The organism is Pseudomonas sp. FW305-20 (genome assembly GCF_058788075.1).
In genome coordinates, this window is sequence record NZ_JBYTAJ010000037.1 from 1 (window position 1) to 19,342 (window position 19,342).

General features: G+C 57.9%; 19 protein-coding genes and 1 pseudogene. 9 read left to right on the forward strand and 11 right to left on the reverse strand.

All coding sequences use genetic code 11. The annotated features are described in order from the left end of the window. Positions 1-212: 212 nt before the first annotated feature. The 9 genes from AC3WP4_RS24220 to AC3WP4_RS24260 all read right to left on the reverse strand — a co-directional run bounded on the left by AC3WP4_RS24220 (position 213) and on the right by AC3WP4_RS24260 (position 8,861). Positions 213-632, reverse strand: a complete 420-nt coding sequence (locus AC3WP4_RS24220; protein WP_102616176.1) for an organic hydroperoxide resistance protein — start codon at positions 630-632, stop codon at positions 213-215. Positions 633-834: 202 nt separating this feature from the next. Beyond that, complete coding sequence (gene msrA, locus AC3WP4_RS24225; RefSeq protein ID WP_074875768.1) at positions 835-1,341, reverse strand: peptide-methionine (S)-S-oxide reductase MsrA; 507 nt, start codon at positions 1,339-1,341, stop codon at positions 835-837. A gap of 80 nt (positions 1,342-1,421) precedes the next feature. Next, a complete protein-coding gene (locus tag AC3WP4_RS24230; RefSeq protein ID WP_102616206.1) occupies positions 1,422-1,823 on the reverse strand; it encodes a GFA family protein in 402 nt (133 codons plus the stop codon). A 200-nt stretch (positions 1,824-2,023) separates the two neighbouring features. Continuing rightward, positions 2,024-3,016 (reverse strand): LacI family DNA-binding transcriptional regulator, encoded by a 993-nt coding sequence (locus AC3WP4_RS24235; protein WP_102616177.1) that lies wholly within the window; start codon positions 3,014-3,016, stop codon positions 2,024-2,026. A gap of 75 nt (positions 3,017-3,091) precedes the next feature. Next, the gene (locus tag AC3WP4_RS24240) at positions 3,092-4,594 is read right to left on the reverse strand and encodes a glycoside hydrolase family 32 protein (protein WP_102616178.1); all 1,503 of its coding nucleotides are present in this window, start codon (positions 4,592-4,594) and stop codon (positions 3,092-3,094) included. Then, positions 4,591-5,736, reverse strand: a complete 1,146-nt coding sequence (locus tag AC3WP4_RS24245; protein WP_102616179.1) for an ABC transporter ATP-binding protein — start codon at positions 5,734-5,736, stop codon at positions 4,591-4,593. Before AC3WP4_RS24245 ends, AC3WP4_RS24240 begins: the two co-directional genes overlap by 4 nt. A gap of 27 nt (positions 5,737-5,763) precedes the next feature. Then, positions 5,764-6,606: a carbohydrate ABC transporter permease gene (locus tag AC3WP4_RS24250; RefSeq protein WP_074875776.1), complete on the reverse strand. Its 843-nt coding sequence runs from the start codon at positions 6,604-6,606 to the stop codon at positions 5,764-5,766. Continuing rightward, the gene (locus AC3WP4_RS24255; protein ID WP_074875779.1) at positions 6,603-7,565 is read right to left on the reverse strand and encodes a carbohydrate ABC transporter permease; all 963 of its coding nucleotides are present in this window, start codon (positions 7,563-7,565) and stop codon (positions 6,603-6,605) included. Before AC3WP4_RS24255 ends, AC3WP4_RS24250 begins: the two co-directional genes overlap by 4 nt. Before the next feature lie 21 nt (positions 7,566-7,586). Continuing rightward, complete coding sequence (locus AC3WP4_RS24260; protein WP_102616180.1) at positions 7,587-8,861, reverse strand: ABC transporter substrate-binding protein; 1,275 nt, start codon at positions 8,859-8,861, stop codon at positions 7,587-7,589. Positions 8,862-9,029: 168 nt separating this feature from the next. Between AC3WP4_RS24260 and AC3WP4_RS24265 the strand changes: the two genes are divergently transcribed. The 3 genes from AC3WP4_RS24265 (at position 9,030) to AC3WP4_RS24275 (ending at position 12,173) form a co-directional block, all read left to right on the forward strand. Beyond that, positions 9,030-10,595, forward strand: a complete 1,566-nt coding sequence (locus AC3WP4_RS24265; RefSeq protein WP_102616181.1) for a carbohydrate porin — start codon at positions 9,030-9,032, stop codon at positions 10,593-10,595. A 138-nt stretch (positions 10,596-10,733) separates the two neighbouring features. Continuing rightward, positions 10,734-10,949 (forward strand): hypothetical protein, encoded by a 216-nt coding sequence (locus AC3WP4_RS24270; protein ID WP_074875786.1) that lies wholly within the window; start codon positions 10,734-10,736, stop codon positions 10,947-10,949. Positions 10,950-11,135: 186 nt separating this feature from the next. After that, the gene (locus AC3WP4_RS24275) at positions 11,136-12,173 is read left to right on the forward strand and encodes a GGDEF domain-containing protein (RefSeq protein WP_173860492.1); all 1,038 of its coding nucleotides are present in this window, start codon (positions 11,136-11,138) and stop codon (positions 12,171-12,173) included. A 269-nt stretch (positions 12,174-12,442) separates the two neighbouring features. On the opposite strand, the gene AC3WP4_RS24280 is transcribed toward AC3WP4_RS24275, so the two are convergent. Beyond that, positions 12,443-12,874 (reverse strand): nuclear transport factor 2 family protein, encoded by a 432-nt coding sequence (locus AC3WP4_RS24280; protein WP_102616182.1) that lies wholly within the window; start codon positions 12,872-12,874, stop codon positions 12,443-12,445. A gap of 279 nt (positions 12,875-13,153) precedes the next feature. Here AC3WP4_RS24280 and AC3WP4_RS24285 point away from each other — a divergent pair, with 279 nt between their 5' ends. From AC3WP4_RS24285 to AC3WP4_RS24305, 5 genes and pseudogenes are all read left to right on the forward strand, one after another. Next, positions 13,154-13,786: a CDP-alcohol phosphatidyltransferase family protein gene (locus AC3WP4_RS24285; RefSeq protein WP_102616183.1), complete on the forward strand. Its 633-nt coding sequence runs from the start codon at positions 13,154-13,156 to the stop codon at positions 13,784-13,786. Next, positions 13,773-14,372: a lysophospholipid acyltransferase family protein gene (locus AC3WP4_RS24290; protein WP_102616184.1), complete on the forward strand. Its 600-nt coding sequence runs from the start codon at positions 13,773-13,775 to the stop codon at positions 14,370-14,372. The genes AC3WP4_RS24285 and AC3WP4_RS24290 overlap by 14 nt, the downstream gene beginning before the upstream one ends. Next, the gene (locus AC3WP4_RS24295; protein ID WP_102616185.1) at positions 14,369-15,316 is read left to right on the forward strand and encodes a phosphatidate cytidylyltransferase; all 948 of its coding nucleotides are present in this window, start codon (positions 14,369-14,371) and stop codon (positions 15,314-15,316) included. The genes AC3WP4_RS24290 and AC3WP4_RS24295 overlap by 4 nt, the downstream gene beginning before the upstream one ends. Positions 15,317-15,448: 132 nt before the next feature. Beyond that, positions 15,449-16,204 (forward strand): annotated as a pseudogene (locus AC3WP4_RS24300) (MCP four helix bundle domain-containing protein); the annotation flags it as partial. A gap of 132 nt (positions 16,205-16,336) precedes the next feature. Beyond that, entirely contained in the window at positions 16,337-17,062 is a 726-nt protein-coding gene (locus tag AC3WP4_RS24305; protein ID WP_371917987.1) for a methyl-accepting chemotaxis protein, read from the forward strand. Between the two features lie 89 nt (positions 17,063-17,151). Here AC3WP4_RS24305 and AC3WP4_RS24310 read toward each other — a convergent pair whose 3' ends face one another. Next, positions 17,152-18,915: an L-lactate permease gene (locus AC3WP4_RS24310; RefSeq protein ID WP_102616186.1), complete on the reverse strand. Its 1,764-nt coding sequence runs from the start codon at positions 18,913-18,915 to the stop codon at positions 17,152-17,154. Positions 18,916-19,084: 169 nt separating this feature from the next. On the opposite strand from AC3WP4_RS24310, the gene AC3WP4_RS24315 reads away from it, so the two are divergent. Next, on the forward strand, positions 19,085-19,321 hold the full coding sequence (locus AC3WP4_RS24315; protein WP_102616187.1) for a hypothetical protein: 237 nt from the start codon (positions 19,085-19,087) through the stop codon (positions 19,319-19,321). Positions 19,322-19,342: the final 21 nt, after the last annotated feature.

Here is a 19,342-nt window from a genome sequence, read left to right on the forward strand (position 1 = left end):
GTTAGCCGCCCCCGGCCATGGATGGCCGATGGCGGCGGGCCCACGGAGCAGGACCGGAGCGAGGGCATGGCGAGCCTAGGCGAGGCACCGTACGTCAGGGGCAAGAGCGCTTGGTTACTTGGCGCTTCTCCAAGTGACTCGCTGTAAGAGCGAAACCGCCAGCCGCCATCACCGCAGAAACGGATATGTCCCCCAACCCTAAGTGAACAGCATCAAACCAGATTGATCGTGACGTCGATGTTGCCACGGGTCGCCTTCGAGTACGGGCACCGCTGATGGGCACCATCCACCACCGCCCGTGCGACAACAGGGTCCAGACCCGGAAGGCTGACATTGAGGCGCGCCTGGAGGAAAAAGGCGTCTTCGGTCTTGCCCAGGTCCACTTCGGCATCGACGGCAACGTCGCTCGGCAGGGTCACCTTCAAGGCGACTGCCGCCTTACCCATTGCACCGATGAAACAGGCCGACCAACCCGCAGCCAGCAGCTGTTCGGGGTTGGTGCCACTCCCTGACGAGCCAGGCGCGGAAAGCTTGATGTCCAAACGTCCATCGTCGCTTCGCGCCTCGCCGTTACGGCCTCCGGTGGTGTGGGTCTTGCCGGTGTAAAGCACAGTATCGATTTCATTGATCATGAGGTGACTCCTGCTGGGGGTGGGCTCTTTGGCCTGGGTTCATCGGAGAACACCAGGTGTGGACGCCGCCCACTTTTTCACCTTCATGTACTGCGTATGTGTCCTGATCCGGCAATTGTGTATGGCTGTGTAAGATCGCCCGCGAACATACAGAGCGATACAAATCATCTTGCCTCCGACTCTTCGCAAGTGCACAGCACCATTACCCTCGTTTGGGCAGTTTCCAGTCTGGCCGAATGAAATGGCAGGTGTAACCGTTGGGGTAGTGTTCTAGGTAGTCCTGATGTTCCGGTTCTGCTTCCCAGAACGGGCCTGCGGGCATGATTTCAGTGACGACCTTGTCGGGCCAGAGGCCGGATGCATCAGCATCGGCCACCGTGTCCTCGGCCACCTGCTTCTGTTCATCGTTGAGATAGAAGAGCGCCGAGCGGTAGCTCATACCCACATCGTTACCCTGACGATTCTTCGTCGTCGGGTCGTGGATCTGAAAGAAAAACTCGAGGATCTGGCGATAGCTGATCTGGTCCGGATCGAACACAATCTCGATCGCTTCCGCGTGCGTGCCATGATTGCGGTAAGTCGCATTGGGCACATCGCCGCCGGAGTAGCCCACCCGCGTGGACACTACGCCGGGGTAGCGTCTCAGCAAATCCTGCATGCCCCAGAAGCAGCCACCGGCCAGGATGGCAGTTTCAGTTCGCGTCGTCATAGTACGGTCCCTCCCATCAGTGAATTTGGCATCAGGTCTCAATCTACCTCATGTGCGTTCGCTTTTTTGGCCCAAAGCGTTCACTCCGTCCGCGGCCACCGATCCTCGATTGAGTACCACGGCGCTTTCGATGCAACACACACGTGTTTCTGTTTTTCACTCAGAAACAGCGTATCCAGCGTGCCTATCGCCACGGACATCCAATCCGAAAACTCGCCTTTGGAATCAGACCAGAACAGCGAAGAGCCGCAGTCGCCACAGAACTGTCGTGCGACGCCTTCAGACGAGTTAAAGGTTTTGAGCGTCTCGACACCCGCCATGATTGTAATCGCCGACCTGGGTGCGCTTGCATACGTCGCGAATGCTGCCCCGTGGCCCTTGCGACATTGGCTGCAATGGCAATGGGTAACCGCTTTCAGCTCGGCGGCCACGTAATATTTCACTGCGCCGCACAGGCAACTTCCTTGGTGAAGTACATCCATGTTCATCGTTTCTCAGGTGTCGGTTGCGCCACTGTAGCGGTCTGCCGGGTTGAGTGAAACCCAAGAGCCCGGTCTTTCGTCAGGCGGTTTTAATGCATCGGCAGCCCCCAGGATTTGATGCATCCTCATCGTTGCCGCCCGAAGCTCTTTCACGACCCATCGAAAGCAAGCGGGCGTGTAATCACCGAATGAGCTCATTCTTACAGTGATGCCCTGACCACCAATGGACAATCAACTGGCTGAGCTCCCGATACCTCAATGGTCTCGATCAGGTGCCGGGCAGCCTTGCGACCGATCTCGTAGTACGGCAGTTGTACCGTCGTCAACGGCGGGATGAACAGCTCAGCGATACCGATCATGTTGTCATAGCCGAGTACGGCGACATCGTCGGGGATTTTCAGGCCTCGGCCCAACAACAGCTGATAGGCACAAAATGCAATGCGGTCATTGCCACAGATCAGAATGTCGAATTGGGGACGACCATCAATGATGTGTCGATCGAGGATGGCTGCGGTTTCACCATAGGCATCATGATCGGAAAGGTCGTATTGCAGGAGTGCGTCAGGCGCAAGGCCGAATGCCTGACAGGCACGCAGCAAGCCTTTTTGTCGCAGGTCCCAGGCCAGACTCTGTTTTGGCAAATTGATACACAGAGGGCGCCGATAACCTTGGCTCAACGCATGATGTACGGCTCGATACTGCCCCGTTTCGTCGTCGGGCACATAACTCACCAAGTGACTGTCATCCGCCAGGCAATTGGCGAGTACCAGGGGTTTGCTCTTCAAGCGCTCGGGAATGTTCACGTGGCGAAATCCCATGGCGCTGAAGATCAACCCGTCGGGACGGTGCGACAACATCAGGTCGATGTTCTGGTCGGTGGGCGGGTTGCTCAACAGGTTAAGGATGAACACATTCCAGCCCGCCTGCTGTGCGGTCTGTTCGATGGACAGCAGCAACTCGACTGCGAACGGTGTAGTCGCGGTGTCCAGCGCGAACACTCCGATGGTGCGCGACTGGAGGTTGTCGCCGCGCATCTTGCGCGCCGACAGGCTCGGTACGAATTGCAGTTCATCAATGGCGCGACGTACCCGCTGAAGGGTTTCGGGGCTCAGTTTTTCCGGGGTGTTGAGCGCTCGAGAAACCGTCATCAGGGACACGCCGGCCAGCTGTGCAACGTCTTTCACTGAAGTCATGCGAGGCGAGGCCGGTCAGGTTGACGCAGGATCATGACACAGGGCCCGCGCTTCTCGCGACTCGATTGACGCTGTTCATAACCATCCCGAGGCCAGAGGCCATGCCTTGGGAATGGAGACACGCCCGCCACTCCCGCTGGCCAGCAGCTTCACGCCCAGACTGTCGGGCCGCGGATAGAGGCGACTGCTGAGGCTGAAGCGCCCGTTTTCGTCGAACACCTCGATGGACGAGCGATCGAGGAACACCCGCAGTTCCAGTTGCCCTTGTGTCGGGTCTATCGCCACGCTGCGCTGACCGGTGACTTGCGCACCCGAGCGGCTGCGGTCAAGCACCAGGCGCTGCAGTGACGCATCGTAATAGAGCAGGGTTTTTTCCTTGCCATCATCGCTGCAACGCAAGGCGATTCCGAGGTGGCCATCGGTGCAGCCGACCAGATCCAGATGCACATGGATTTCGAGCATATCGCCATTCACTTCCGGCACCGACCGCGTACCCGACTCACCCCACCAGAGCGTGCCCTGCAATGGCGCTTTGCGCAGAGCGGTGAGCTCACGTGCCGGATAGACGCAAAGGCGATCTGCGTGCAGTTCAAGTTCGCGCGGCAAACCGAGCATGCCGCACCAGTGATGAGCCTGGCTCGGCATCGGGCTTTCCCACATGTCGAGCCACGCCCACACAAGGCGCCGACCGTCGGCGGCCAGTAGCGTTTGCGCCGCATAGAAATCGTGGCCGTTATCCAGCTCAATAAAAGGCCCGCCAGTAAAGTGCCATTCGCTGTCGAGTCGGCCCACTCGATAACCGGTCTGGTACTTGTTGAGCCGATCGTAACCCTGGGGCTGCATGCCTTGAGGGGAGTAGAGCAGCACATCGCGCCCGTTCAGCCGGAACAGGTCCGGGCACTCCCACATATAGCCATCACCCTCGCTGCCGCTGGCCACATAGTCGAGGAATTCCCAGGCGTGCAGATCCGTGGAACGGTACAGCGGCAGCAGCGGCACATCGCCCAGACGTGCGCCGGCAATCAGGTACCAACAGTCATCTTCCTGCCATACCTTTGGGTCGCGAAAGTGCATGATCGTGTCTTGCGGCGCGGTCTCGATGACGGCGCCATGCTTGACGAACCGGATGCCGTCGCTGCTGGTCGCCAGGCACTGGACTTGACGGATCGAGCGCTCGTCGCCCACGTCCCCCAGCCAGGTGTGCCCGGTGTAGATCAGTGCCAAGGTATCCCCGCACACCACCGCGCTGCCGGAAAAACAACCGTCACGGTCGAACTCATCGCCGGGTGCCAGCGCAATGGGCAAATGCTGCCAATGGACCAGATCGGCGCTCTTGGCATGCCCCCAATACATCGGGCCCCATTTCGCGTCGAAGGGGTGGTGTTGGTAGAACACATGGTATTCGCCACGAAAGTACACCACCCCGTTAGGGTCGTTCATCCAGCCCGCTGGGGGGGCAAGATGATAACCGGGACGATAATCATCGCTGACGCGAGACAGGCCATCACTCAGCGCATGCTGCGCAAGGTCAAGGGCGCAAGACATTGGGTCGTTCATGGGATTCAAATACACAGTCATAGGGCGCTTGCTCGTGCCGAGCGCAGAGGGACGCCATCCGGCAGGGTTTCAATGGTTTGCGGGTGACGCTTCAAGGCCGCGCCGTCGGCGTCGAACAGGTGCAGGTTGTCGATGTCCAGCTGCAGCTCAACCCGATCGCCCGCTTGCCATCCGGCGCTGACTTCGCAACGACAGATCAATGGCTCGTCTTGACCTGTATCGAGGTGCACATAGGTTTCGCTGCCCAGGTATTCGACCGCGGTAACGACGACGCCAGCGGCTCCATCCGCCGCCTTGAGCGACACATGCTCCGGGCGAATCCCCAGGCTCAGCTGCGTGCTCGTCGCCAGGTTCGAGCTGTCGAAGGGCAGGGGCGTGATACCCCATACGAGGGTATCCACCAGGCTGGTTTCGCCTGGCGTCTGCAGGCGCGCCGGCAGAAAATTCATTCTGGGCGAACCGAGAAAACCGGCGACAAAGCGGCTGGCCGGGCGTTCATAGAGTTCGCGCGGTGAGCCGACCTGTTCTACGCGCCCGCCATTGAGCACGACAATTTTGTCGGCCAGGGTCATCGCTTCAACCTGATCGTGGGTGACGTAGATCATGGTCGAGCCCAGCCGATCATGCAGTCGGGCAATTTCGTTGCGCATCTGCACCCGCAAGGACGCATCCAGGTTGGAAAGCGGCTCATCGAACAACAAGATGTCCGGTTCCCGCGCCATGGCTCTGCCCATGGCCACACGCTGACGCTGCCCACCGGACAGTTCCTTTGGCTTGCGTTGCAGCAGTTTGTCCAACTGCAGGATTTGTGCGGTTTTCAGCACGCGCTCGCGCAGGCTGGTCTTCTCAGTCTTGGCCAGTTTGAGACCAAAGCTGATGTTGTCGTAGACGCTCATGTGCGGGTACAGCGCATAAGACTGAAACACCATGCCGACACCACGCTCGCGCGGCTCCAGGTCGTTGACCCGTCGCCCGTCGATCAGCAGGTCGCCGCCGCAGATCGAATCCAGCCCGGCGATCAGTCGCAGCAGGGTCGACTTTCCGCAGCCCGAAGGGCCAACGAACACCACGAATTCACCCGCCGCGATTTCCAGGCTGACGTCGCGAAGAATGCGCATGCCGCCCAATTGTTTGTTCACGTTGTCCAGTTTCAATTTGATCACGATGCTGTTCCTTGTCTTTGTTGGGCATCAACCCTTTAACGCGCCGGCAGTGAGACCGGAAACGATTCGGCGCTGGAAGATCAGCACCAGAATCACCAGTGGGACGGTGACCACCACCGAGGCGGCCATCAATAACCCCCAAGGCAACTCATGGGGACTGCCGCCGGAAATCAAGGCGATGGCGACCGGCACCGTGCGTTGCGTGTCGGTGAGGGTGAAGGTCAGGGCAAACAGGAACTCGTTCCACGCGGCGATGAAAGCCAATAAGCCAGTGGTGACCAGTGCGGGCCAGAGCAGCGGCAACAGCACGCGGGTCAGCGTGACCCAGGGTGAGGCGCCATCCATGATTGCCGCTTCTTCCAGTTCATGGGGCAGTTGCCCCATGAACGTGGTCAGCACCCAGACGGTGAAGGGCAGGGTGAAAATCGTATAGCTGAGGATCAACGCCCAGGAGGTGTTGTACAGACCCAGTGCACGGATCACTTCGAACAGCCCCGACAACACCGCGACCTGAGGAAACATCGACACGCCAAGGACCATCATCAAGACCGTGCCACGCCCCCGAAACTTCACCCGGCCCAAGGCATAGGCGGCGGTCAGGCTGAGGAACAGCGCCAATGTCACCACGCACAGCGCAACCACCAGCGAGTTGCCGATCGCCCGCAGGAATGAGGCTTGATTGAGCACTGCCACGTAATTGGAGAAGTCGGGGTTTTCGATCCAGTAACTCACCTCGAACAAGGCGCTGGACGGCTTCAGCGACGTCACGATGGCGTAGTAGAAAGGGAAGACCGCATACAGCAGCAACACCCCGATCAGACACCAGAATCCGAGGCGCAACAGGGCTTTTTTCAGTAGGCGCAGGTTCATGACCGGACCTCCAGTTGACGGCGTCCGAGGTAGAGATAAAGCAGGGCGATGACTGCAACCACCAAAAACAACAGCGTCGAGGCTGCGCTGCCGTAACCGACGTCCTGGAATTCCACCAGGTGCTGGCGGGCATACACCGACATGCTCATGGTGCTCGATGAATTCGAGGTCAGCACATAGATCACGTCGAATACTCGCAGCGAGTCGAGGATGCGGAAGATCGCCGCCACCAGCAGTGCGGGCATGAGCAGGGGAAGCGTGACACGCCAGAACACTTTCAGTGGATGAATGCCATCGACCCTGGCGGCTTCGTAGCAATCGCTTGGCAACATCTGCAAGGCGGCCAACATCAGCAGCGTGACAAAAGGGACGGTCTTCCAGACATCGACGATGATCACCGCCCACATCGACAGATCCGCATCGGCCGTCCAGGCCAGGGGCGCGTCAATCAGGCCGAGGCTCAGCATCAGGTGATTGATGATGCCGAACTGGTCGTTAAGCATCCATGACCAGATCTTCGCCGAGACAATGGTCGGAATCGCCCAGGGAATCAGAATCAACGCCCGCACCAGCGAACGGCCCGTGAACTTGATGTTCAGCAGCAACGCCACCAGCAGTCCCAGTACGACTTCCAGTCCCACCGACACCACGGTGAAATGCAAGGTGTTGCGCACCGCGTTCCACCATTGTGGATCGACCAGAATGCCCGACCAGTTGGTACCGTTGTGGAATAGATAATTGCTCAAGCCAACGAAGGTTCCGCCACCGGTGTCCGCCAGATTGGCGTCGGTCAGGCTGAACCAGAATGTGCGCAGTAGCGGCCAGGCTGCCACCAGGGCCAGACACAGCAACATCGGCGTCAGAAACAGCCAGGCAGCGCGTACTCGGCGTCGTTGTACGGGCGTTTCCCTGGTGAGCAGCAGCTCATCACAGGGGGCATGGGTAGAAGAGACAGACATGGTGATTTCCTTCCTTGTGGCTTACCAGTTCCGGCGTTTGATGCGCGTGAGTTCGCTTTCCAGTTCGGCCAGCGCCTGATCGACAGGCAACTCGCCCGCCAGCACGCCATGCACTCGATCGAAGAACGCATTGGAGACCCGTGGATAGCGATCGGCAGTGATGGAGGCGGGGCGCATGACTCCATCGTTGAGAATGCTGTGCAACTGAGCGTAATAAGGCATGGCCGCGAGCAGTTCGGGGTCTTGATACAGCGACTCGATAACCGGGTTATAGGCGCCAATCAGGGCACGATGTTTTTGCTCTTGAGCGCTGGTCAGGTAGCTCACCAGTTCTGCGGCAAGTTTTGGATGGGCGCTGTAACGCGATATCGCCAGGCCCCAGCCACCGAGAGTGGATGCATGGCTGCCGGTCTCGCCGCCGCGGGGCAGGGGAGCGACCCCGACCTTGTCTTTTACGGCACTGTCCTGACTTTGGACCAGAGCCCAGACATACGGCCAGTTACGCATAAACAGCGCATTGCCCGACTGGAATACGCCACGGCCTTCTTCCTCGGTGTAATTGAGTACGCCACGCGGGGAGATGTCGCCTACCCAGCTTTTCGCCAGGGTCAAAGCCGTTCTTGAGGCCTGACTGTTGACCACGATGTCACCTTTTGGATTGACCAGCCCGCCTTCCGGTTGGCTGCTGATCCACTCCAGCGCGTTACACGTCAGACCCTCGTAGGCGCGTCCCTGAAAGATGTAACCCCACGCATTGGGGTTCCCGGCGTTGCGTTCAGCCTGTTGAACATCCTTTGCGGTAGAGGTCATTTCCTCCCAGGTCTGGGGAACCTGCTTGTCGTATTTCTCGAGCAAGTCCTTGCGGTAATACAGCAGGCCTGAATCGGTGAACCACGGCATCGTCACCAGCTGTCCGTTCACTGTGGCGTTATCCACCTGTGCCTGGAAATAACCCTGGGTCGCATTGGCTGGAAGCACCTCGCGCAGATCCATCAGGTGTTTGGCCAGCATTCCCGGCCACACCATATCGATTTGAATGATGTCGATGTCGGCGGACTGCGCACTGAGGATCTGTTGGTAGAACGACAACCGCTCGGTCGCCGAGTTAGGCGTGGAAACCACCTCGACGTTGTTGCCGGTCTGTTTCGACCACGCCTCGACAGCCTCCTTGCAGAGTTGTAACTCAGCACCCACCGCACCGCACGAGATCGTCAAATTGGCCGCGCTCGAGAGGGATGGAAGCCCGGCACAGAGGGTGAGCAGTGCTGCTGGAAGAAGAGATTTCAGCTGTTTCATAGAGCCCTCTTTATTTTTGTTTTTAGAAAAGTTAACGTTAACATCGCCAAATGTAGCAGCGTATTTGCGATGAGGCATCCTTTTTTTCGTTGATTGCGACAATTTACAACTCACGAAAAATGGCCGGTCGCGGGAACAAAACAATAAAAACAAAACAGGGAAATCCACATGCACAAAGCATCAGGCTGGCTACTCGCAGGCGTGCTCGGCACATCGGCGGCAACCTCGCAGGCCGCGACTCTGGAAGAACGCATGGCTGCGTTTGAAGCCCGTACCAGCGCAGCGGAAAAGCGTGCAGCCGCAGCCGAACAGCAAACCCAGGCACTTGCCAGGGAATTGCAGCAAATCAAACTCGCAGCTCCCGCTTTGCAGCCCGCTACGTCTACTGCAGCAGCCATTTCGGCGCCTGCTTTGGACACTCGACTGGCAAAACTCGAAGCCCGTCAGCAAAGCATGGAAAAGCAGGGCAGCAGCGGACACCTCACTGACGGCTTCAGCTTCAAGGGCTACGCCCGCTCCGGATTGCTGATCAACGATGGGCTGGGTGGTGGTCGCGGTGGCCCTTATACAACGCCTGCCGGTTCAGTCGGTGGTGCCGTCGGGCGACTCGGTAACGAAGACGACACCTACATGCGCATAGACCTGTCGAAAGAGATGCATGCGCAGAACGGCACCCGATCCAAATTCACCGTGTCCATCGCCGACGGTGTGGAAAGCTCCAATGACTGGACGGCCGACGAGAGCAACCTGAACGTGCGTCAGGTATTTACTGAACTCGATCATCTCGCCGCCTTCAAGGGCAATTCAGTGTTCGAGAACTCCACTCTGTGGGCGGGCAAGCGATTCGACAGGGACAATTTCGATATCCACTGGCTGGACTCGGACGTGGTCTTTCTGGCCGGCACCGGGGGTGGGATCTACGATGTGCAGATGAACAAGGACTGGCGCTCGAATTACTCCTTGATCGGGCGTAATTACGGGGATTTCAGTGAAGGCGGTATCAACGCCGATGTGGAAAGCTACATCCTGACCTCCAACCAGTTCTTCGACAGTGGTCAGTGGCAGTGGATGTTCAATGGCATTGGCTCAAAGAAAAACGACTTTGGCACTCGCAGCAATGAAGCGGGCCTTGCGCCTGCGGATTCCGGCTTGCACAGCATGCTGGCCAATCACCAGAAAAACTTTTTCGGCAGGGAAGGCTTCTTCAAAACAGCACTGCTCTATGGGCAAGGTCTGGGGGCAGAGGTCAAGAACATCGGTTCGGATGGCGAACTGATCGACGACGCCCGCGCTCTGCGCCTGGCGCTTTATGGTGAGACACCCATTGCACCCGGCTGGCGTATCGGCCCCAGTTTGTTGGCCGAACAGAGCAAGGACAGATACGTCAAGGGTGACGACTACCGCTGGATGACCCTGAACGTGCGGTTGGCCAATGAAATCAACAGCAATTTCGAGATGGCCTACGAAATGAGCTGGCAAACCATGGACCTCGACCCCAAGGGTTACATGCAACGCAATGCGGTCGACGGTAACTTCTGGAAATTCACGGTCGCTCCGACATTCAAGCCTGATTTTGGAGACCTTCTCACACGTCCCGAATTGCGAGTGTTCGCAAGTCTCATGAACTGGTCTTCGGACCTGGACAGATACAGTTCCACAGACAACTTCGGCAAGACGGACTTCAACGCCGGAGGTGTGTGGCAATACGGGATACAAATGGAAACCTGGTTTTAATACTTGAACGCGTCCGGACAACCCGCCTTCAGTGCGTCTGCTGGCGGTTGTTGCAAACAGAGATGGTTCCTGCAGCTGAAATACTGACGAAACATTCTGGCCATATGATTCGCGTCACTGAAATCCAGGGAGTTGGAGATGAATCGACCATCAAGAAGCATGCGCAAACTGCTCGACGCCGTCGCCACTAACAATGAGGTAGCGGCGCTAGATATGATGCGCGCAGCAGAGCATCTCCAAGACGAAGTGCTACGCCAGCGGTTGCTCAACATGATTCACCGACTCAACCAGGACGCCATGGACTTACGAGCGGCGCGTGACGATATCCAGGGCGGAGCCATAAAGCTCGCGTGATCATTCTCGGTGACGTCTCTTGGTCTGTATGCTGCGTTGGGCTTGGGCCAAGGGCGCGTTGACCCGTCCGAGCTATCCCGGTGGGTCAGCCGGGTAGGGACGCCTTATGTATGGCTGGTTGGTGTACGTAAGGATATGCTGCCCCCGACTTCATGCATGCCAATAAAAACCAACCACAGTGACGTTATGAGCCAACTAGAGACGCGTGCGACTGCCCTAACGCTGTATCCAGAGGACTCCCGAGAGGCGGCGGCCCTGCTGAAGCAGGCCGTACCACTGATGGTGCGTCACAACATTCCACCAAACCCCGTGCACTATGCTCTCTGGTACACCTACAGCAAAGGTCAGGAGCCAGAGCTTAATCGCCATCTGGACAGGGTGGTCAAAGACTTCGACTGTTTCCCTCCAGAATCCGCTACGAAGCTTTTTCGCGACTACATCATTCGTGACGAATTGGAGGAGGCGCGCGCAGGGCAACAACAAGCGATCGATCTGGTTGACGACATGGAGCGTAATGTCTCGCGTAGTGTGAATGGCAGTTCCAACTTTCAAGCCAGTCTTGGCCATTGCATGGAAATGCTCGCGGAGCCGGTTGACCAGAGGTTGCCTGCCATTCTGAGCGAGCTGCAACAGAGCACCCAGGTCATGCAGGATCAGCAAGAGCTTTTCCTATCCCAGTTGCACTCAGCGCAAAATGAAATCAAGAGTCTGAGAGACAAGCTCGAGCGAGCCCAACTGGCTGCATCTTTGGATGGTCTGACTAAGGTGTTGAACCGAGCTACCTTCACTCGCTTGCTGGAGCATGCATTGATCAACGCTCCTCATGGGGTGGCATTGGTCATGTTGGATATCGATCATTTCAAGCAGTTCAATGACCGCTATGGCCATCCTTTGGGCGACCGCGTACTTGAGCATGTTGGTCAGGTGTTACGGAACTCAATCCCGCCTCAGGCCTTGGCGGCACGCTATGGGGGTGAAGAGTTCTGTGTAGTCCTGCAAGAGTGTTTTGATCTCACCAGTGCTCATGCTTTTGCTGAGCAGCTGCGCCTGAAAATTCAGGCGCTGCGGATCAAGGTTCGTGGCACGGATGAGGTGCTGGACACTGTAACTGCGTCTTTGGGTGTCGCCGTCGCCAAATCTGGTGACGATGTGGAAAGCCTTCTGACTCGTGCCGATGATGCCCTCTATCAAGCCAAGCGCAGCGGGCGCAACCGAGTGAGCTGAGATCATTGATGTATTTTATTTTTTAAGACTGCTGGCTAGAAAAGCGGAGATGTCGAAGAAGGGATCAATCCGGTGAATCATCAGCCCGATCTGTTCGATCAGAAGGCCCGGAATTATCAGGCTCGCTGGCCTTTGCTGTAGCGTTTCACCGCGCCCCAGTGACCGGCAAGCTGAGCAGTTGATCGGCAGCGGGCTGGCCCTGGAACGGAGCAAGGAGAGAGTCGGGACACCGCAGTCGGGCTGACCGGTATCCCTTCGTTACGCAAAAATCAGAACTTGAACGCTTGTCGGCCTACCAGCAACCAGTGGCCTTTCTGTTTTTGCCAGATCTGGAAGTTCTCGATTTCGGTTGGAACCACTTCGGTGCCTTTGAGCGCTTGTGCCGAGAAGTGATGACGAACCAACGCTACGTCACCCGATACGGTGATGGTCTGGTTCTGCATCTCCAGGGTTTTGAACGCGCTTTTGCCGGTTTCAATATCGGCGATGAATGCTTTCTTGTCCTGGATCTTCCCGCTGGAATGCCCGTAGGTCAGGTTCTCGGCGGTCAGCGCGTTCAGCTCGGCAATGTTCTTGTGCAACATGGCCTGCGTCAGCTGATCGACGGCTTGCGTAACATCTTTCTCCACGGAAGCAGGAGCGGCGCCTACATAGCCACTGAAGAGGCACAAGAATCCAATCAGCAATTTCACTTTTTTCATGTGTGTTTCCTTGTTGTTGTGGGTGGTCGGAGCGAGAGTGAAAAATATCACTCGTCGGTCATCGTACAACATAGCGTCAGGCTTAGGAAAAACGAACGTGCGTTCAGTGCTGTCGCGAGGTTTAAGATCGGAACGACGTCTCGAAAAGTGGAGGTGAAAACTTTTGGCTGGGGCGAGCAGGGTTTGTTGGCAAAGTCTTCATATTGCTGGATGTGGTCAGCGCAACTCGCCATTACAATGCAATACGCAGTAACACATCACTTATAGGGATATTGGCCAGTGGATGACAACAGAAGGCCCATCAAGACGCGCTCTGCGGGCTGGGCAAGACACCTCACCAACATGCTGGTGAAAAGAGACATTTCCCCCAATCAGATATCCGTCGCCAGCATCGCCTTCGCGCTTGTCGGCGTCGTGGCGCTCAATATTGACAGCGGTGTCGTTGGATCGATTTGCTGCGCGATCGGCATTCAGTTGCGCCTGCTGTGCAACCTCTTCGATGGGATGGTGGCGATAGAGGGCGGCAAGAAGTCGGATATCGGCAGCCTCTACAACGAATTCCCGGACCGGATCGCCGACAGCTTGCTGATCGTCGGGCTCGGGTATGCCATTGGCCAATCCGACCTCGGATGGTTTGCTGCCCTGGCGGCAGCACTGACCGCATATGTCAGGGTGTTCGGCGGCTCGATCGGCCTCAAGCAGACCTTCATCGGCCCTATGGCCAAGCAGCATCGAATGGCCGTGATGACCGCAGGACTGCTGCTGAATGCCGTCGAAGCCAGCGTTTATGGCACTCACTACGTACTGTTGATCGCACTGGCTGGCATCGCCATCGGCTCCGTCGCCACCTGCGTCACGCGAACGCTGGCAATCGCCAGGCAGCTGAAAGGGGCCGACCATGTGGATCAGTAATGCGCTGATTTCTGTTCTTCGACTGTTGATTGGCGTCACGGCCAGATGGGAGAGCCCGCCGGATCTCACCCGTCAGCGAATCTATTTCGCCAACCACACCAGTCACATGGACACCTTGGCCATCATTGCGGCCCTGCCGCCCGAGGCCCGGTTGAATGTGAAGCCGATCGCCGCTGCCGATTACTGGGGAAAGAACCGGTTTCTGTCGTACATCTCGCAGAAAGGCCTGAATGCGGTGCTGATTGACCGTAAACCGGCGCCCGGTAAAAACGCACTGGAGCCCATTTTCGATGTGGTGCAGGCGGGGCATTCGATCATCTTCTTTCCCGAAGGCACGCGCTCATCCGAGGCACTGCCCGGGGAATTCAAATCAGGTCTGTACCGGCTGGCCGAGACCTTTCCCTATGTCGACCTGGTGCCGATCTACCTGGAAAACCTTCATCGCTCCATGCCCAAAGGCAAACACGTCCCTCTGCCGATTATCTGCACGATCCGTATCGGCAATCCGATGCAAAGGATTGCTGGTGAGGATAAACAGGTGTTTCTGGAACGCGCGCGTAACGCCATCGTGGAGCTATCGAAATGACTCTTGATGCAAAGTTTTTGTGGTTCTTTTTCGGATTGGCCTGCTTGCTGGCAATTGCTTCGCTGGCCGGTCGATTGTTGGCCCTGCGGGCCAAAACGGAAGGTGCGGTCTCGACCGTCGAAAACCTCAATCAGCGCGTGAATGCCTGGTGGGGGATGGTCATCATCTTCTTCGTGTCCTACCTGCTGGGCGGTAATGCAACAGTCGTTCTGTTCGGTTTCATCTCACTGTTCGCGCTCAGGGAATTCATCACCCTGACACCGACCAGGCGAGGTGATCATAACGCTCTGTTTTCGGCGTTTTTCATCCTGATCCCGCTGCAATACATCCTCATCGGCACGCACTGGTATTCGATGTTTACGCTGCTGATTCCGGTGTATTCATTCCTCCTGCTACCGGCGATTGCGGTGCTGAGCCAGGACACTGACGGCTTCCTGGAAAGGACGGCGAAGATCCAGTGGGGCGTGATGATCTGCATTTATTGCATCAGCCATGCGCCCGCACTTTTGCTGCTGGACCTGGAAGGGTTCGCCGGCCAAAACGCGCTGCTGCTGTTCTATCTGGTGTTCGTCGTTCAGTTGAGTGACGTGTTGCAGTACGTGTTCGGCAAGCTCTTGGGCAAGCACAAAGTTGCGCCGCTGGTGAGTCCGTCAAAAACAGTCGAAGGTCTGGTCGGTGGCGGGCTGTCTGCAACGCTGATTGGCGGCTGCATGTTCTGGATGACTCCCTTCAGCTTCTGGCAGTCACTGCTGATGTCGTTCGTCATCGTGGTGATGGGCTTCCTCGGTGGTCTGGTCATGTCGGCGATCAAACGCAGTCTGAGCGCCAAGGACTGGGGCACCATGATCAAAGGTCACGGCGGCATGCTCGATCGCATGGACTCGATTTGCTTCGCGGCGCCGATCTTCTTTCACCTGACGCGCTACTTCTTCTCCGCGGCCTGATTCAGGCGCCCTCAAAACCGAAAAAACATACCGCATGTCGTAAAGACATGCGCGTATGGACATTCGCTTCATTAACCACTCTTGCCGGTCGATAACCTCTTGAGCGACCCAATCCGCGAGAGGAACCCCAGAGTGTCCATAAAATTACGTTTGATTCTGCTGATTGGCACCGGGCTGATTACTGCGTTGCTCATGAGCCTGGTCAGTTACCTGGGAAATACCCGGATGGCTGAGGCGGTGAATGACAACGAGGTCAGTATGGCCTTGCTGCGCAATCACCTCGAAGCCGACATGATGCACGACGCGTTACGCGCCGACGTGCTGTCGGCGATGCTGGTCGGGCTGGGTAAAAGCACCAGCAGCAAAGCCGAGGTGCGCAGTTCCACCGAGGAGCATGCGGCGCATTTTCGTGAAATGCTCGGTGAAAACCTCAAGCTGCCGGTCAACGACGTTCTTAAAGCGGGCCTGAACAAGATCAAGCCCAGCCTCGATACCTACATCAGCGCAGCCGAACGCATCGTCGCGCAGGCGCTGGAAAATCCGGAGGCCGCGCAGCAACAACTGGGTAGTTTCAGTAGCGTATTCAGCCAGCTGGAAGTTCAGATGGCCGCGCTCAGTGAGCTGATCGAAACCAACACCCACCAGACCAGCGTCGGCACTCAGACAGTCATCAGTAACGCCAACTTCACCCTCGGCGGCGTCCTGATCGCCAGCCTGCTATTGCTGTTGGCCCAAGGGCGCTGGGTGATTTTGAGCATCATGGGGCCGTTGCAGACCGCCAGCCGCATCGCCGACAGCATCGCCCATGGCAACCTGAGCGAACCGATTGTCGAGCCCACTCACAACGACGAAGCGAGCGCCCTGATCCGCAGCCTCGCGACCATGCAGCGCGACCTGCGCGGCATGATCGAAGCCGTGCGCAGCAACGCCCACGGCGTGAGCGGCATGAGTGAACAATTGAGCAGCGGCTGTCACGAAGTGGCTGGTAGCAGCCAGCAGCAAAGCGTTGCCGCCAGCACCATGGCAGCGGCTGCCAGCGAAATGACTGCGAGCATCGAGGAAATCACCCGGCATGCCGAACGTGCGTTGAACATGGCCAATCAGGCCGAGGCATTGGCCAAGGATGGCGGTCGTGTGATCCATCAGGTGGTCAACGACATGGACGGTATAGCGCGTTCGGCGCAGCAGTCGGCCCAGGTGATCCGCACGCTGGACAAGGAGTCCGAAGGGATTTTCAGCATCATCCAGGTGATCAAGGGCATCGCCGATCAAACCAACCTGCTGGCGCTCAATGCCGCGATCGAAGCCGCTCGTGCCGGTGAGCAGGGTCGTGGATTTGCCGTGGTGGCCGACGAAGTGCGCAGCCTGGCGGGACGCACCAGCGCCTCCACCCAGGAAATTGCCACGATGGTCTCACGCATCCAGCAAAGCACCCGCGAGGCGGTGACCAGCATGGAGGCGGGCGTGGCGCAGGTCGACAAAGGCATGGCGGTGACCGCCGACGTCGAGCGCGCCATCCGCGAAATCCTCGACGCCACGCTGAACACTACGCAACTGGTCAACGACATCACCCGCACCATTGGTGAGCAGAGCCTGGCCAGCAATGAAATCGCCCATCAGGTCGAAATGATTGCCGGCATGTCCGAAGGCAATAGCAAGGTCATCGGCCGGACCGCCTCTACCACCGATGAGTTGTCTAGCCTGGCGGGCAAGCTCTCGCAGTCGGTGGATCGGTTTCGGCTTTGAGGACTTTTACTCAAGTTCTAGAAGTTGGTCGACACCGCGTACCCCGATGATCATTCGATCACCGGGGTGTACACGCCGAACTGCATCCATCAATGCCCACCCACCACCATATGACTGAAGGGCGCCACATACGCCTGCAACGTCACCAAACCACCGACCAGAATCGCCAGGATGATCGAGTGGAAAAACACATAACGCAGGATTTCCCCTTCATGCCCGTACCAGCGGGTGGCGGTGGAGGCGACCACGATAGACTGGGCGTCGACCATCTTGCCCATGACCCCGCCGGAGCTGTTGGCGGCAGCCATCAACACCGGGCTGATGCCCAATTGCTCGGCGGTCACCCGTTGCAAGCCGCCGAACAGCACGTTGGACGCCGTATCCGAGCCGGTCAGCGCCACGCCAAGCCAACCGAGCAGAGTGCCAAACATGGGGTAGAAGATGCCCGTCGCGGCGAAGGCCAGGCCCATGGTGGCGTCCAGTCCTGAATAGCGGGTGAGGAAACCCAGGGCGAGCATCGCGACAATGGTGATCAGCGAGTAGCGCACGACCCAGATCGTTCGCAGGTACTGGTGAATCAGTTGCGGGATGGAATAGCCCATCAGCAGCCCGCCGAGAATCGCCGACAGCAGGATGCCGCTACCGGTGCTGGTGAACCAGGTGAACTTGTAGACCGCTTCCTCGGTTTTAGGCGCGGGCACTACAGGCGGGACCTTCTCGATCTGCTGGTGAATCGTGGTGAACGTCACGACCGGAGCGAAGATCGGGTTGGCTTCACGCATCGGTTTGCCTTGAGGGTCGAGCTTGGCCGAGTGGGTGACCGGATCAATCGCCGGACGGGTATCGAACATGTTTTTGAAACCCTGGGTGCCCCAGGCGAACACGAACACGGTGAGGATGATCCACGGCATCCACGCGCGCATCACCGCAGGCTTGGCATCGTTGGCAAAGGTCGCGCTGGCGACGGGTTTTTCGTCATGCTCTTCGGCAATTTTTGAGTTGTCGACGCGCCCGGACAGTGCGGCGGAGGTGTGCACGGTGGCCGGCTTCCAGACCTTGAGGAAACCGGTCAGGCAGGCCATGGAAATCAGTGCGGCGATCACGTCCACCAGCATCGGCCCGTGGTAGTTGGACACCAGGAACTGCGGCACGGCGAAACTGACCCCGGCCACCAGAATCGCCGGCCAGATTTCCAGCATCTTGCGCCAGCCGGCGAAGGCCCAGATCAACCAGAACGGCACGATCACCGAGAAGAACGGCAATTGCCGGCCGACCATCATCGACAGTTCCATTTCATCCAGGCCGGTCACCTTGGCCAGAGTGATGATCGGCGTACCCAGCGCACCGAACGCCACGGGCGCGGTGTTAGCGATCAACGCCAGGCCAGAGGCGGCCAGTGGCGAGAAGCCTAACCCGATCAGAATCGCCCCGGTCACCGCCACCGGCGTACCAAAACCCGCAGCCCCTTCGAAGAATGCACCGAAGCAGAAGGCAATCAGCAGCAATTGCAAACGTCGATCGTCGGTGATGCGCGCCAGGGAATCCTGCAGCACATTGAACGAGCCGTTCTCGGTGGTCAGCCGATGCAGGAAGATGATGTTGAGCACAATCCAGCCAATCGGCAGCAAGCCGTTGGCGGCGCCGTACAGGGCGGCCGAGCCGGCCATGTCCGCTGGCATGTCGAAGGCGAAGATCGCGATCACCAGCGCAGACGCCAGGGCCATCAATGCGGCCAGATGCGCTTTCACATGGAAAAACGCCAGGGCTGCCAGCATCACCACGACCGGCACGGCTGCCATGAGGGTTGAAAGTATCGGGTTTGCGAACGGATCGTAGATTTGCTGCCAGACCATGTTCCACCTCTGCTTTTTATTGTTGGGAGTGCAGACCCCGAGGGGGCGGTGGCTTCTAGTATAGGTGGCATTACGCCGCTGTCCTGGCAGGCCTTTGAGTGGGCCGCGCTGAGCTAACATGGCCAATGGGTAAATGCGCAACTCGGATTTCAACAGGAGAAATGCAGCCATGACTGAACGCCATATGCACCACAAGGAAACGCTGTCGAACGGATGCAGGATCGAAGTCAAAGCCGAGATATTGAAGGACGGTTCACTGGGGATGTTCATCGGTGTTTACCGGCCGGACGGCACGGCCATTGTTGAGGATCACGATCCCAAACTGCATCTGCTTGACATGGAGGCTGCCTTTGACTGGGGGATCGAAAAGGCCAAGACCCTCGGCAACAGTCAAAAAACACTGTAAACGCGGTTTTGGACACCCTCG